The sequence below is a fragment of the Yinghuangia sp. ASG 101 genome, from assembly GCF_021165735.1.
Taxonomy (GTDB): Bacteria; Actinomycetota; Actinomycetes; order Streptomycetales; family Streptomycetaceae; genus Yinghuangia.
In genome coordinates this window covers 2,616,495-2,631,177 of record NZ_CP088911.1, presented here as the reverse complement: position 1 = coordinate 2,631,177, position 14,683 = coordinate 2,616,495, and the positions used below count along the sequence as shown (strand labels likewise).

The window sequence follows — 14,683 nt, the reverse complement described above, 5'->3', positions numbered from 1 at the left end:
TCAGCCCGCCTTTCGCCGCAGCGCGAGCAGCCGCTCGCGGTGCTCGTCCGACAGCATGGTGGCGGTCTCGGCGGCGAAGCCGGCCTGCATCGGCCCGCCCAGCGCCTGGGACAGGTACATGTTGACGACCCGCTTGGTGCCGCGCAGCGCCTCCGCGGGCTGCGCCGCGAACCGCCCGGCGAGGCGGTGCGCCTCGGCGAGGAGGTCGACCGGCGCCACCGCCCGGGTGGCGAGGCCGAGTTCGACGGCCTTGGCCGCCGGGATGCGGTCGCCGGTGTACAGGAACTCGCGCGACCGCATCAACGGCGTGAGCAGCGGCCAGAACGCGGCGCCGCCGTCCCCCGCCACCAGGCCGACGCTGACGTGCGGGTCCGCGAGGTACGCGGTCTCCGCCATCAGCACCACGTCGCACAGCACCGCCAGGCTGCACCCGAGCCCCACCGCCGGGCCGTTGACCGCGGCGATCACCGGCAGCGGGAAGCGCAGCATCTCCTCGATGATCTGCGCGCCTTCGCGGACGCTCTCGTCGCGCGCGACCGGGTCGTCGAGGAACGACGCGACCCAGTCGAGGTCGCCGCCCGCGCTGAACGCCCGTCCCGAGCCCGTCAGGACGACGACCTTGGCCTCGCGGTCGGCGGCCAGCTGCCGCCACACGTTGGCGAGCGCCCAGTGCAACGGCTGGTTGACGGCGCCGAGTTCGTCGGGCCGGTTGACGACGACGGTGCGGATCGGACCGTCGGCCTCGACGGTCAGCTCGTCGGGAAGCTCGTACGCGAAGCCGCTCGCGCTGCCTTCGGTGCTCACGGTGTCGCCGCCTCCCGGGCGTCGCCGAACAGCCCGGTCAGGCCGCGTCGGCCGATCCGGCGGGTCATCTGGTCGCGCGTCGCGGACAGGCCGTGCGGCAGCCGCCGCAGCGGCTGGCTGTACCGCGACAGCCATGACAGGGTCGACTCGTCGCAGAAGCCGACGGCGCCGTGGAGCTGGTGCGAGACACGGAAGACGACGTCGGCCGCCTCGATCGCCGCCAGCCGAAGCGCGAGCGCGTCCTTCAGCGCGTCGTCGCGCCCGGTCTGGACGCTCCACAGCGCGTATTTGGCGAGCATTTCGAGCCCGCCGCGCTCGACCTCGGCATCGGTGAGCTGGAATTGGAGGCCTTGGAGCCGGGCCAGCGGTTTGCCGAACTGCTCGCGGACGAGCACGTGCGCGCACGTGAGTTCGAGCGCCCGGTCGAGCATGCCGAGGAGCGTCCAGCACGGCAGGACCAGGCCGAGCGCGACGTCGCGGGCGCCGTCGTCGTCCAGCGGGCGCAGGTCGAGTCCGGTGACGAAGGCCGAGGTCCGCGGCGACGCGTCCGACGGGAGCGCGGTCGCGGCACTGCGCCGGCCGTCCAACGTCACGGCCGTCCACCGCAGTTCGAGCCCGGCGACGGCACCGGCCGGGCCGGTGTCGGAGACCACGACGAGGCCGTCGGTGTCGAGGTCCGCCGGCCGGGCCAGGCGCTCCGCGACCGGGTAGGGGACCGCCCAATAGCCCGCGCTGCGGCACAGCGCCGCCGCGGCCTCGGACTCGTCGGCGCTGCCGCGCGCGTCGAGATCCCACGCGCCGAGTTCGGCGAACACCGGTGCGGCCAGGCCCTCGCGGCCCTTCGGGTCCTGCTCGGCGAGCTGCACGAGCCGGTCGCCCCCGGCGGCCTTGAGCGCCCGGGACGCCTGGCGCCCGTATTCGATCGCCTCGGGGCTCAGGTCGATGTTCACGGTGCCGCCAGAAGGGACCGCGCCATCAGCACCCGCTGGATCTCGATGCTGCCCGACGCGACCGTGGACGCCTGCGAGTAGCGCCAGTGGTCCTCGACCTCGGTGCGGAACCACGCGGCCTCCGCGCCGTCCGGTGGTGCCGACGCGACGATCTCCATGAGCACTTCGGCACTCTCCTGATCGAGTCTGGTCACCGCGATCCGGTACGCCGCCGCGTCGGTCGGGCGTACCTTCCCCTCGTTCTGCAGCGACACCACCTGGTACGCCAGCAGCCGGGCCCGGCGGCTGTGCGTCAGCATCCGGGCCCACCGGCCGCGGAGTTCGTCGGGCAGGTCGTCCCACCGGTCGCCGAGCACGTCGGGGGCGGCCTGCAACAGGCGCTCGCAGCGCGCGTAGCGCGCGATCCCGACGCGTTCGAACGCCAGCACCTCCTGCACGACCGCCCACCCGTCGCCGACGGTGCCGAGGACGTCGGCCTCCGTCACGCGCAGGTTGTCGAAGAAGACCTCGTTGAGGTGGTGCGGGCCCATCATGCAGTCGATCGGACGGACCTCGATCGCGGGATCGGACATCGGCACGAGGAAGATCGTCAGGCCGTCCTGCTTGCGCTCGCCCTTCGACGTGCGGGCCAGCAGGAAGCACCACTGCGCCATCGTGGCGTACGACGTCCAGATCTTCTGGCCGGAGACGAGCCAGCCGTCGCCGTCGCGCCGGGCGGCCGTGCGCAGCGACGCGAGGTCGGAGCCGGCGTCCGGCTCGCTGAAGCCCTGGCACCAGATGACCTCGCCGCGCGCGATCGGCGGCAGGTGCTTGCGCTGCTGGTCAGGAGTGCCGTGCCGTATGATCGTGGGGCCCACCCAGTTGACGCCCATGTACTGCGCGCCGCGCGGCTCGTGGTGCGCCCACATCTCCTCGCGGACCACGGTCTGCTCCCACGGCGAGGCGCCGCGACCGCCGAGTTCCTCCGGCCAGGCCATGCACAGCAGGCCGCGTGCGGCGAGGAGCCGGCAGAAGCCCTGGGCGGTCTCCAGGTCGGCCGGGTCGTCGGTGAACGCGCCGAGGAAGTCCGCGGGGACGTGCTCGTCCACCAGCCCGCGCAGCTCGGCTCGGAGCGCCGTGGCGGCCTCACCCATCGTGAAGTCCATGGTCGGCACGTTATGTCAATCATCATAAGGATAGCAATACTTGAACGGTCGACTTTCGGTCCGATAGACTTGCGGGCATGAAATCGAGGTGGCCTGCGTGACGACCGCTCGGCGCGGGCGCGTCCCGCAACGGCGTATCGCGGAGACCGTCGCCGCGGAACTGCGCGCCTCCATCCTCGCGGGTGACGACAACTACCGGCTGCCCACCCAGGACCAACTGGTCAAGGAGTTCGGGGTCAGCTACCCCTCGATCCGGGAAGCCCTGCGGATCCTGGAGACCGAGGGCCTGGTGACGGTCCGCCGCGGCAACGTCGGCGGCGCCGAGGTGCACCGGCCCGACGAGTCGTCGGCGGCGTACCACCTCGGGCTCGCGCTGCAAGGCGCGCGCGTCACCCTCGGCGACCTCGCGGCGGGCCTGCGGACGCTGGAGCCGATGTGCGCGGCGGAGTGCGCGCGGCGCGAGGACCGTGCCGAAACGGTCGTGCCGGCGCTGACCGCGAACATCGACGCCTCCGCGGAACTGGTCGCGGACGGCGTGGCGTTCACCCACACCGCGCGCGAATTCCACGACATCGTGGTGTCGTTCACGCCCAACGCGACGATCCGCCACATCGTCAGCAGCCTCGTCGCGCTGTGGTCCGCGCAGGAGGAGGCGTGGGCGGAGGCGCTGACGCGGCGCGGCGAATACCCCTCGCAGGTCGAGGCGGAGAAGGTCGTCCGCACCCACCAGCGCATCGTCGACGACATCAAGGCCGGCCGCGACACGCAGGCCGAACGCCTCGCCCGGGCCCACCTCGCCGCGACCCAGCGCATGGTTCTCGAACGCTTCGACGACGGCGTCGTCAACGTCTCCTCCGCGATGGCCCGCATGGCCATCCAGTCGAACCACCGCTCCCGCAACAGAATCTGACGGGACCGCGACCGGAGGGGCCGAGACGGTCCCCATCCGGCGCGCACACGAGGAGAGCGGACCCGATCACGGCCGGGCGTGCCGAAGTCGGCGTGGGCGGGGCTGTGCCGCGCCTGGTGCCGTGGCAAAGACGCGGGGTTCCGTACGTCGGGGTCCGCCGATCCGGCAGGCGCGGCGGAAGGCACACCTGACGCCGCGGTGAGCGCCGTCTCAACGCCCGCCGCCGGATCTCAGGGGACGCGGCGGACATGTGCGGCAGGTTCCCGACGGCCGGACCCCACGTGATCAGCTGACCATCTTCCACGGCGTGGACGCCGCGGGGGCCGCCGACTCCCCGCGCCTAACAAGCAGTCACCCAGGCCTGCCGCACCTCCACGCTGTGGACGCCGCGGGGGCCGCCGACTCCGCGCCGCCGTCACTCTCTGTCGACTGATGGGCACTCTGAGGAATTCAATCCTCATAAGGATAGCAATACTTGCTCTCTCATGATTAGACTCCCAGCGGGTGCATGAGGCCGAAGGCGGGCGCCCGGGCGTCCCGACAATCCTGGCGCGCCACAGTGCGGAGATCAATGTTCTTACAACGGAGACCGTAGTTCTCTTCTCGTTCTCCGGCGTTCTTCACGAGGCATGGGAGGCTCCACGTTGGTGCAAGGGGCGCGCTACACCAGTGCGACAGCGATCGGTCTCGCCGAAGGGTGGAGCGTCGAGCGGCTCACGCCCCCGAGCCGGTTGTACGGCGCGAACGGGCTGCGAACCGGCCCCGACGGGCGGATCTACGTGGCCCAGGTGGCCGGCAACCGGATTAGCGCGCTCGACGTCGACAGCGGTGAGCTGGAGACGATCAGCACGCAGGCCTCCGCGATCCTGACGCCCGACGACGTGGACTTCGACGCCGACGGCAACCTCTACGCCACCGAGTACTACGAGGGCCGCGTGAGCGTGCGCGGCGCGGACGGCGGTACGCGCGTGCTGCGCGACGACGTCCCCGGCGCGAACGGCATCACGTTCCACCAGGGCCGGCTGTTCATCGACGAGTGCCGCATCGGCGGGCGCCTCCTCGAACTCGACCCCAACGGCGGCGCGCCCCGGGTCATCCTGGAGAACCTGGCGATGCCGAACGCCATGGAGTTCGGGCCCGACGGCAAGCTCTACTACCCGGTGCTGGGCACGAACGACATCTGGCGCGTCGACCCGGACGGCGGCGAGCCCGAGCGGGTCGCGGGCGACCTCGGCGTCCCGGACGCGGTGAAGTTCGACGCCGAGGGGTTCATCGTCTCCACGCAGGTGGGCACCGGCGAGGTGCTGCGGATCAACCCCCGCAACGGCGACCGCACCGTGCTGGCGACCCTCACCCCCGGTCTCGACAACCTGACCTTCGTGGGCGGCCGGCTGTTCGTGTCGGGCTTCACCGGGCAGATCACCGAGATCCTCGGCGGCGGCGCGACCCGGACCGTGCTGCCGGGCGGTATGACGTGGCCGCTCGACCTCACCGTCGGCGCCGACGGGACGCTCTACATCTCCGACGGCACCTACTTCTACGCCCGCGTCGACGGCGAACTGCGCATGCTGGGCATGCTGTTCAGCCCCGGCTGGCCGGGCTACATCCGCGGCGCGACCTCGGTCGGCGACGGCGAGTTCGTCGTCACCACCTCCAACGGCCAGATCGCCCGGTGGCGTCCGGCGGCCAGTGAGCACGACATCCTCGCCGGCGGCACCGAACCGCTCGACCAGCTCTACGGCGTCGCGGTCGCCCCCGACGGCACCGTGGTGGCCGCCGAGCAGGGCACCGGCCGTGTGCTGGGCGTGCGGAACGGCGATCTCACGACGCTCGCGTCCGGGCTGGACCAGCCGACGGGCGTGGTGTTCACCGGCGACGGCACGTGCCTGGTCTCCGAGGCCGGCGCGGGCCGCGTCGTCGCAGTCACCGGGTCCGGCACCGACATCGTCGCGGACGACCTGGACCGGCCGCACGGCCTCGTGGTCCGCGGCGGCAGGCTGCTGGTCCTGGACGCCGGCGCCCGGTCGCTGATCGAGGTCACGCTCGACGGCAAGGCCCGTACGACGATCGCCCACGATCTGCCCGTGGGCCCCGCGGACGGCGGAAACCCTGTGCCGCTCAAGGGACTTGCGCCCTTCTCCGGCCCCCAGGGACTCTTCGCCGGCCTCGCCGCCGGACCGGACGGCACGCTCTACGTCTCCGCCGACGCCGAAGGCAGCGTTCTCGCAATCCGACAGGAAAGGTGAGCCAGGCCATGCAGCACGATTTCTTCGGGCTCGAAGGACGCATCGTCATCGTCGCCGGCGCGGGCGGCGGCGGCATCGGCACGGCGGTCACCGCCACGGTCGCCCGTGCAGGCGCGACCGTCGTCGCGGTCAGCCGCTCGCGGGACAACCTCGACAAGCACGTCGGGCCGCTCGCCGACGAGGGCCTTTCCGTGGTGCCGGTCGCCGCCGACGCGTCCACCGACGAGGGCATCGCGACGATCATGGAGAAGGTCGCGCAGACCGACGGCAACCTGTACGGGCTCGTCAACATCGCCGGCGGCGCCGACCCCGCGACGTGGATGCCGTCGACCCGGGTGACCCGCGAGGACTGGCGCGCGCTGTACGCGCAGAACCTCGAGACGATGTTCTTCATGAGCCAGGCGGTCGCCGCGGAACTGCGCTTCCAGCACCGCCCGGGGTCGATCGTCTCCCTCTCGTCGATCAGCGGTATGAACACCGCGCCCTTCCACATCGCGTACGGCAGCGCCAAGGCCGCGATCGTCGCGGCGACGCGCACCATGGCCGTCGAACTCGCGCTGGAGAACATCCGCGTGAACGCGATCGCGCCGGGCGTGACCGAGACGCCGTCGTCCGGCACCTACGTCGACGTGGACGAGGAGCGCGACCGCACCGCGATCGCGATGGGCCGCCGCGCGCGCCCGGAGGAGCAGGCCGGCGCGGTGCTGTTCCTGCTGTCCGACCTGTCGTCCTACGTCACCGGGCAGACGATCCTCGTCGACGGCGGACTCAACCTGAAGTGGACGCACCTGGGCGCCGACAACACCTCGCTGTTCCTCAAGGACGAGGGCTTCCGCGCCGCGATCACGCGCTGACCGGGCCCGCCGCCACAGCACGCGCCGAACGTCCGGCACCGGAACCGAAAATCTCCCCTGCGGTCTGGAGAAAGCCCATGAGTATGCGTAGCGAGCGAATCAAGCAAAGGGACGCGCTTCGCGAATGCCGCGCCGAACGACGCGAGGTGTCGGCATGAGCGAAACCGTGCACGGCGGCCGGGAAAAGGTCTCCGCGACGCCGGACGCGCTGTCGGAACCGCTCACGATCGGCGTGGAGGCGTACGTCTCCGAGGAATACGCCCGTGCGGAGCGCGACAAGCTGTGGGCCAAGGTCTGGCAGCAGGTCGGCCGCGTCGAGGAACTCGCCAAGCCGGGCGACTTCCTGACGTACGAGATCCTCGACGACTCGATCATCGTCGCGCGCACCGGGCCGGACACGATCAAGGCGTACTACAACGTCTGTTCGCACCGGGGCCGCCGCCTCGTCGACACCCCGTCCGGAGCGCGCGACGCCCGGGGCAACACACGGCAGTTCGTCTGCGGCTTCCACGGGTGGCGCTACGACATCGACGGTGCGTGCACGCGCGTCCCCGAGCGCGAGGACTGGACCTGCGCGCTGACCGACGACAAGATCCGCCTGCGCGAGGTCAAGGTCGACACGTGGGGCGGCTGGATCTTCGTCAACATGGACCCGGACTGCGAGCCGCTGCGCGACTACCTGGAGCCCGCCGCGTCGCTGCTCGACCCGTTCCAGCTCCAGAACATGCGCTACCGGTGGCGGCGCTGGCTGGTCTTCGACTGCAACTGGAAGGTCGCGCTCGAAGCGTTCATGGAGACCTACCACGTGCCGTACACCCACCCGGAGTTCATCCCCTTCGGGGCGTTCCTCGGCTGGGCGCGGGCGCAGGGCAAGCACAGCAACATCGGCTACGACGCGCCCAAGGGCATGGACGAGCAGCAGGCCAAGCTCCGCGTCGGCGACGGCCCCGACGCCCGGCAGTCGACGGTCGACCTGCAGAACTTCACGTGGGAGAACGCCAACACCAACACCACCGAGACGCTGGTGAAGGCGGCGCGGCGGCTGGTCGAGGACCTGCCCGACGGCACCCCCGCGGACCAGGTGCTCCGGCACTGGCTCGACTCCGCCCGTGCCGACGACGAGGCGCGCGGCGTGGTCTGGCCGACCGTCGACCCGCAGGCCGTCGCCAAGAGCGGCACCGCGTGGCAGATCTTCCCGAACTTCCAGATCGGGCACGCGCTCAACAACATGCTGTGCTACAGCGCCCGGCCGTACGGCTACGACCCCGACAAGTGCATCTTCGAGGCGGCGGTCTACGAGCTGTACCCGGAGGGCGAGGCGCCCGAGACGGAGTGGGTCTACACGCCCCAGGACGACCCGGGCTGGCGGACCGTCCTGCCGCAGGACTTCGACAACATGGCGGCCGTCCAGAAGGGCATGAAGGCCCGGGGATTCACCGGCCCCAAGCCGAACCCCTACCGCGAGCGCACCGTCGTGAACCTGCACCACAACCTCGCGAAGTACATGGGGACCGGCGCGCCGCGCGACCTGGCCTGAGCGCGGGACGCCCCCGCCGCCGACACCGCCCCCGCCGCCGACAACGACCCGAGTGACAGCCCCGAGCCGAGGATTCCGCATGCATGAGTGCGCGCCCACCGAGACGCCCGAAGTCGACAAAGACGCCCTGAGAGAGAAGTATCTCGCCGAGCGCGACAAGCGCCTCATCGGTTCGGCCGGCAACCAGTACGTGGCCGTCGAGGCCGGGTTCGAGGAGTTCTACGAGGTCGACCCCTACATGCCGGTGGTCCCCCGGGACGGGCTGGACGAGGACATCGACGTCGCCGTGCTCGGCGGCGGTTTCGCGGGCCTGATCGCGGGGGCGCGGCTGGGCCGGGAAGGCGTCGACAACTTCCGCATCATCGAGATGGGCGGGGACTTCGGCGGCGCCTGGTACTGGAACCGCTACCCCGGCATCCAGGTCGACTCGGACGCCTACTGCTACCTCCCGCTGCTGGAGGAGACCGGCTTCATGCCGTCGGAGAAGTACACCCGGGGGCCCGAGGTCTTCGAGTACTGCAAGCACATGGGCAGGCACTTCGGCCTGTACGAGAAGGCGCTGTTCCACACGCGCATCAGCTCGCTGGAGTGGGACGAGTCGATCAAGCGCTGGCGGGTCGGCACGAACCGCGGCGACGACATCCGCGCGCGTTTCGTCGTCGTGTGCCAGGGGCCGACCAACAAGCCGAAGTTTCCCGGCGTTCCCGGACTGGACACCTACCAAGGCCACAAGATCCACACGGCCCGCTGGGACTTCGACTACACCGGCGGCGACGCGCACGGCGCCATGGACAAGCTCGCCGACAAGCGCATCGCCGTCATCGGCACGGGCGCGAGCGGCATCCAGGTGATCCCGCACCTGGCCCGCGCCGCGAAGCACGTCTACGTCTTCCAGCGGACGCCGTCCTCCATCGACGAGCGCGGCGGCGGCCCGACCGACCCCGAGTGGGTGAAGACGCTCCGGCCCGGCTGGCAGGAGGAGCGGCAGCGCAGCTTCCAGACCGCGGCGTTCGAGGCCTTCGCCCCCGGGCAGCCGGACCTGGTCTGCGACGGCTGGACCGAGATCAGCCGCAACCTCCAGGCCCACCTGGACGCCACCAACGGCTGGGCCGCGATGGCCGATCCGGAGAAGTTCGTGGAGATCCGGGAGCGGATCGACTACGAGGTGATGGAGCGGCTGCGGCAGCGGATCGACGCCGTCGTCGACGACCCGAACACCGCGGAGATCCTGAAGCCCTACTACCGCTTCCTGTGCAAGCGGCCGTGCTTCAACGACGAGTACCTGCCGACGTACAACCGCCCGAACGTCACGCTCATCGACGTCTCGGCGACCAAGGGCGTCGAGCGCATCACGGAGAAGGGCATCGTCGCCGACGGCGTCGAGCACGAGGTCGACTGCATCGTCTTCGCCAGCGGCTTCGAGATCACCACCGACCTCGACCGCCGCCTGGGCATCGCACCGTTCGCGGGCCGCAAGGGCCTGTCGCTGTACGACCACTGGCGCAAGAAGCCGCGCACGCTGCACGGCCTGATGACCGACGGCTTCCCCAACATGATCTTCACCGGGTTCATCCAGGGCGGTGTCTCGGCCAGCACCACGCTGATGTTCGAGCAGCAGGCCAACCACTTCTCGTACATCATCAGGCAGGCCCTCGACCGCGGGGCGTCCGAGGTCGAGCCCACCACCGCCGCCGTGGACGCGTGGTGCAAGACCGTCGTCGACACCGCGGTCGACAACAGCACCTTCATGCACGAGTGCACGCCCGGCTACTACAACAACGAGGGCTCGCCGGACGCCCGTTCGAACCTCGGCGAACCCTACTGGCCCGGCTTCTACGCCATGGAGGACCTGCTGGCCGCGTGGCGCGACGCGGGCGACCTCGACGGGATGGTCCTGGGCCGGTGACGGCCGCATCCGTTTCGGCACCCCCATCGCGCAGGACGCCCCGAGGTCGGGCGCGTCGGGCGCCCAAAGAAGGAACTCGCCATGTCTGAACTGAGATTCGACGACCGCGTCGCCGTGATCACCGGCGCCGGCCGGGGGTTGGGGCGCGCGTACGCGCTGCTGCTCGCCTCCCGCGGCGCCAAGGTGGTCGTCAACGACCCCGGCGGCAGCATGGCCGGCGACGGTGTCGACGCCGGACCCGCCCAGGAAGTGGTGGACGAGATCAAGGCGGCCGGCGGCGAGGCCGTCGTCTGCACCGAATCGGTCGCGACGCCGCGGGGCGGGCAGGCGATCATCGAGTCGGCGCTCGACAACTACGGCCGGATCGACGTGCTGATCCACAACGCCGGCAACGTGCGCTACGGCTCGCTGAAGGAGCTGTCGTACGAGGACTTCGAGGCGGTCCTCGGCGTCCACCTGCGCGGCGCGTTCCACGTCGTGCGGGCCGCGTTCCCCCGGATGTGCGCGGCCGGCTACGGCCGGGTCGTGCTGACCTCGTCGATCGGCGGGCTGTACGGGAACCACGCGGTCGCCAATTACGGCACGGCCAAGACCGGGATGATCGGGCTTTCCAACGTCGTCGCGCTGGAAGGCGCCGCCGAGGGCGTCAAGTCCAATGTCATCATTCCCGCGGCGCTGACCCGCATGGCCGAGGGAATCGACACCTCCGCGTATCCGCCGATGGGCCCCGAACTCACCGCCCCGGCGGTCGGCTGGCTCGCCCACGAATCGTGCTCGATATCCGGCGAGATGCTGGTGTCGATCGCCGGGCGGGTGGCCCGCGCGTTCGTCGCGGAGACGCCGGGCGTCTACCGGCCGTCCTGGACGATCGAGCAGGTCGGCGAGCAGATCGACGCCATCCGCGACACGAAGGACCCGTGGATTCTCCCGGTCGTCCCGTCGGGTCACATCGACCACATCGTCAAGAGTTTCGCGATCGCCACACAAGGAAGCGAAAATGCCGGTTAAAGTCTACGAACGCATTCTCCAGCTGTTCGAGGCCGAGGGGATCAACACGCTTTTCGGGATTCCCGACCCGAACTTCGTGCACATGTTCCACCTCGCCGAGGAGCGCGGATGGAATGTGGTGGCCCCGCACCACGAGGAATCGGCCGGCTTCATGGCCGAGGCGGTCTCCCGGATGACCGGGAAGCCCGCCGTGTGCATCGGCACCCTCGGCCCGGGCGTCGCGAACCTGGCCGGCGCGATGATGTGCGCGAAGGTCGAGAACTCCCCGGTGGTCTTCCTGGGCGGGCAGCGGGCGCGGATCACCGAGCAGCGCGTGCGGCGCGGGCGGATCCAATTCGTGCAGCAGGCCGCGTTGTTCGAGAACTCGGTCAAGTACTCGGCGAGCATCGAGTACGCCGACCAGACCGACGAGGTGATCCGCGAGGGCCTGCGCACGGCACTCAACGGGACGCCGGGGCCCGTCTACATCGAGTACCCGCAGCACGTGATCCAGCAGGAACTGGACGTCCCGCCACCCGTGGAGCCCTCCGCGTACCGCCTGGTCGGGCAGACCGCGGGGGCCGACAAGGTCGCCGAGGCGGTCGCCGCGATCCGCGCCGCGAAGCAGCCGATCCTCCTGGTCGGCCACGGTGTGCACACCTCGCGGGCCGGCGCGCAGGTCAAGGCCCTGGCCGACCTGATGGCGTGCCCGGTGATCCAGACCTCCGGCGGCACCTCCTACATCGAAGGCCTCGAAGACCGCACGTTCCCGTACGGCTTCTCCCCGTCGTCGATCGACGCGGTCGTCACGTCGGACCTGTGCCTGGCGATCGGGACCGAGCTGGGCGAGCCGGTGCACTTCGGGCGCGGGCGCCATTGGGTGGCGAACGAGGCGAACCGCACGTGGATCCTCATCGAGCAGGACGCCTCGGCGATCGGGGTCAACCGTTCGATCGATGTGCCGCTGATCGGTGATCTGCGGGCGGTCGTCCCGCAGTTGGCCGACGCGCTGAAGGACACGCCGCGTACCGCGACGCCCGAACTCGACGCGTGGATCAGGCAGGACGCGGACCGCCTCGCGGAACTCGCCGAGACCGCACCGTCCGGGCAGACCCCCGTGCACCCGGCCCGGCTGTCCGTCGAGGCGACGAAGGCGTTCCCGAAGGACGGCATCATGGTCCGCGACGGCGGTGCCACGACGATCTTCGGGTGGACGTACTCGCAGGCCAAACCGCACGACGTGATCTGGAACCAGAACTTCGGCCACCTCGGCACCGGCCTGCCCTACGCCGTCGGCGCCGGCGTCGCCGACGGCGGCAGGCGCCCGCTGATGCTCATCACCGGCGACTCGTCGTTCCTGTTCCAGATCGCCGAGCTGGAGACGGCCGCGCGCCTGAACCTGCCGCTGGTCTGCGTCGTCGCGGTCGACTACGCGTGGGGTCTCGAAGTCGGCGTCTACAAGCGCACGTTCGGCCACGGCTCGCGGGAGACCGGCACCCACTGGAGTACCGCCACGCGCCTGGACAAGGTCGCCGAGGGATTCGGCTGCTACGGCGAATACGTCGAGCGGGACGAGGACATCGCCCCGGCGATCAAGCGCGCGTACGCCAGCGGAAGGCCCGGCGTCATCCACGTCGCGGTCGACCCGAAGGCCAACTCCGAGGAAATGCCGAGCTACGACGAGTTCCGCACCTGGTACGCCGAGGGGCAGCAGTGACCCCGGCGATCCGCTGACGCGGCATGTCGGGAGCCCCGGCCGACCGCCCGCCCGCAGGCCCGGTGCCCGCGGCGGGCGGTCGGCCGGGTTCGCGGCCTCCGCACCGGCCGCCGCGGCGCGGAACGGGGCCGTGCGCCGAGCACGTCTTGTCGAGCACGTCTCAAGGAATGGACGAGTCATGCGTGAATATCTGAAGCTCTACATCGGCGGCCGGTGGATCGACCCGGCGGAGCCGAGGATCACCGAGATCGTCAACCCGGCCACCGAAGAGGTCTGCGGCAAGGTCGCGTTCGGCTCGGCCGCGGACGTCGACAAGGCCGTCGCCGCCGCGCGCGGCGCCTTCCCCGCGTGGTCGGCGACCACCCGCGAGGAACGGCTCGACCTCCTGCAGAGCATCCTGGACCAGTACCAGAAGCGCTCCGCCGACCTCGGCGCGGCACTCACCGAGGAGATGGGCGCCCCGGCGTCGCTCGCCAACGGCTTCCAGGTCGGCCTCGGCGCCGGGCACCTGAGCACCGCGATCGACATCCTCAAGGACTTCGCGTTCGAGGAACAGCGCGGCGCGACCCTCGTGGTCAAGGAGCCGATCGGCGTCTGCGGCCTGATCACGCCCTGGAACTGGCCGATGAACCAGATCGCCGTCAAGGTCTTCCCTGCCCTGGCGACCGGCTGCACGATGGTCCTCAAACCGTCCGAGCGCACACCGTTCGTGGGGCAGGTCTTCACCGAGATCCTGGACGCGGCGGGCGTGCCGGCCGGTGTGTTCAACCTCGTGCAGGGCGACGGCCTCGGCGTGGGCGTGCCGCTGTCGCGGCACCCGGACGTCGACATGGTGTCGTTCACCGGCTCGACCCGCGCCGGCGTCGAGATCGCGAGGAACGCCGCGACCACCGTCAAGCGCGTCACGCAGGAACTGGGCGGCAAGGGCCCCAACATCATCCTCGACGACGACGCCTTCGCCGAGAACGTCGCCAAGGGCGTCGGCAACATGATGGGCAACTCCGGCCAGACGTGCAGCGCGCCCGCGCGCATGCTCGTGCCCCGGGCCCGCATGGACGAGGCCGCGAGCGCCGCGAAGGAGGCCGCCGCGCGGATCACCGTCGGCGACCCCAACACCGACGTCGTGATCGGCCCGGTCGTCGCCAAGGACCAGTACGACCGGATCCAGGCGCTGATCGCGAAGGGCGTCGAGGAGGGCGCGACGCTCACCGCGGGCGGACCCGGGCGCCCCAACGGCCTGGACAAGGGCTACTACGTCAAGCCGACCGTCTTCACCGACGTCACCAACGACATGGTGATCGCCCGCGAGGAGATCTTCGGCCCGGTCCTGGTCGTCATCGGCTACGACGACCTCGACCACGCCGTCGAGATCGCGAACGACACCGTCTTCGGCCTCTCCAGCAATGTCGCGGGCACCGATCTGGAGGCCGCCCGCGCCGTCGCCCGCCGGATCCGGGCCGGCTGGGTCGTCATCAACGACGCCTTCGACTTCCACGCCCCGTTCGGCGGCTACAAGCAGAGCGGCAACGGGCGCGAGTGGGGCGAGGGCGGCTTCCACGAGTACGTGGAGACCAAGGGCGTGCTCGGCTTCGCCCCCGACGCCGCGTCCTGACGGGAGCCGCCGCCC

The 14,683-nt window shown here is 70.7% G+C and carries 11 protein-coding genes; 8 read left to right on the top strand and 3 right to left on the bottom strand.

The features are described 5' to 3' along the window. The 3 genes from LO772_RS10845 to LO772_RS10835 are packed head-to-tail and all read right to left on the bottom strand — an operon-like array spanning window position 1 to window position 2,899. Window positions 1-804 (bottom strand): enoyl-CoA hydratase/isomerase family protein, encoded by an 804-nt coding sequence (locus LO772_RS10845; protein WP_231778195.1) that lies wholly within the window; start codon window positions 802-804, stop codon window positions 1-3. Further along, window positions 801-1,754: an acyl-CoA dehydrogenase family protein gene (locus LO772_RS10840; RefSeq protein WP_231778194.1), complete on the bottom strand. Its 954-nt coding sequence runs from the start codon at window positions 1,752-1,754 to the stop codon at window positions 801-803. Before LO772_RS10840 ends, LO772_RS10845 begins: the two co-directional genes overlap by 4 nt. Then, entirely contained in the window at window positions 1,751-2,899 is a 1,149-nt protein-coding gene (locus LO772_RS10835; protein ID WP_231778193.1) for an acyl-CoA dehydrogenase family protein, read from the bottom strand. The genes LO772_RS10840 and LO772_RS10835 overlap by 4 nt, the downstream gene beginning before the upstream one ends. 97 nt (window positions 2,900-2,996) lie before the next feature. Between LO772_RS10835 and LO772_RS10830 the strand changes: the two genes are divergently transcribed. The 8 genes from LO772_RS10830 (at window position 2,997) to LO772_RS10795 (ending at window position 14,668) form a co-directional block, all read left to right on the top strand. Further along, on the top strand, window positions 2,997-3,809 hold the full coding sequence (locus LO772_RS10830; protein WP_231778192.1) for a FadR/GntR family transcriptional regulator: 813 nt from the start codon (window positions 2,997-2,999) through the stop codon (window positions 3,807-3,809). Between the two features lie 629 nt (window positions 3,810-4,438). Further along, window positions 4,439-6,055 (top strand): SMP-30/gluconolactonase/LRE family protein, encoded by a 1,617-nt coding sequence (locus tag LO772_RS10825; RefSeq protein ID WP_231778191.1) that lies wholly within the window; start codon window positions 4,439-4,441, stop codon window positions 6,053-6,055. Between the two features lie 8 nt (window positions 6,056-6,063). Further along, on the top strand, window positions 6,064-6,909 hold the full coding sequence (locus LO772_RS10820) for an SDR family NAD(P)-dependent oxidoreductase (RefSeq protein WP_231778190.1): 846 nt from the start codon (window positions 6,064-6,066) through the stop codon (window positions 6,907-6,909). A 154-nt stretch (window positions 6,910-7,063) separates the two neighbouring features. Further along, a complete protein-coding gene (locus tag LO772_RS10815) occupies window positions 7,064-8,446 on the top strand; it encodes an aromatic ring-hydroxylating oxygenase subunit alpha (protein ID WP_231778189.1) in 1,383 nt (460 codons plus the stop codon). A gap of 79 nt (window positions 8,447-8,525) precedes the next feature. Continuing rightward, window positions 8,526-10,352 carry a flavin-containing monooxygenase gene (locus tag LO772_RS10810; protein ID WP_231778188.1) on the top strand — a complete coding sequence of 609 codons (1,827 nt, stop codon included), beginning with the start codon at window positions 8,526-8,528 and terminating at the stop codon, window positions 10,350-10,352. A gap of 81 nt (window positions 10,353-10,433) precedes the next feature. Then, window positions 10,434-11,360, top strand: a complete 927-nt coding sequence (locus LO772_RS10805; protein ID WP_231778187.1) for an SDR family NAD(P)-dependent oxidoreductase — start codon at window positions 10,434-10,436, stop codon at window positions 11,358-11,360. Beyond that, window positions 11,350-13,056, top strand: coding sequence for a thiamine pyrophosphate-binding protein (locus LO772_RS10800; RefSeq protein ID WP_231778186.1), 1,707 nt, complete (start codon window positions 11,350-11,352; stop codon window positions 13,054-13,056). The genes LO772_RS10805 and LO772_RS10800 overlap by 11 nt, the downstream gene beginning before the upstream one ends. Window positions 13,057-13,234: 178 nt before the next feature. Beyond that, window positions 13,235-14,668 (top strand): aldehyde dehydrogenase family protein, encoded by a 1,434-nt coding sequence (locus LO772_RS10795; protein ID WP_231778185.1) that lies wholly within the window; start codon window positions 13,235-13,237, stop codon window positions 14,666-14,668. Window positions 14,669-14,683: the final 15 nt, after the last annotated feature.

Bases quoted from the DNA above. Each gene is read 5' to 3' on its own strand.
- LO772_RS10800 (WP_231778186.1), top strand. From the start codon at position 11,350: ATGCCGGTTAAAGTCTACGAACGCATTCTCCAGCTGTTCGAGGCCGAG.
- LO772_RS10835 (WP_231778193.1), bottom strand. From the start codon at position 2,899: ATGGACTTCACGATGGGTGAGGCCGCCACGGCGCTCCGAGCCGAGCTG.
- LO772_RS10815 (WP_231778189.1), top strand. From the start codon at position 7,064: ATGAGCGAAACCGTGCACGGCGGCCGGGAAAAGGTCTCCGCGACGCCG.
- LO772_RS10810 (WP_231778188.1), top strand. From the start codon at position 8,526: ATGCATGAGTGCGCGCCCACCGAGACGCCCGAAGTCGACAAAGACGCC.
- LO772_RS10825 (WP_231778191.1), top strand. From the start codon at position 4,439: ATGGGAGGCTCCACGTTGGTGCAAGGGGCGCGCTACACCAGTGCGACA.
- LO772_RS10795 (WP_231778185.1), top strand. From the start codon at position 13,235: ATGCGTGAATATCTGAAGCTCTACATCGGCGGCCGGTGGATCGACCCG.
- LO772_RS10805 (WP_231778187.1), top strand. From the start codon at position 10,434: ATGTCTGAACTGAGATTCGACGACCGCGTCGCCGTGATCACCGGCGCC.
- LO772_RS10820 (WP_231778190.1), top strand. From the start codon at position 6,064: ATGCAGCACGATTTCTTCGGGCTCGAAGGACGCATCGTCATCGTCGCC.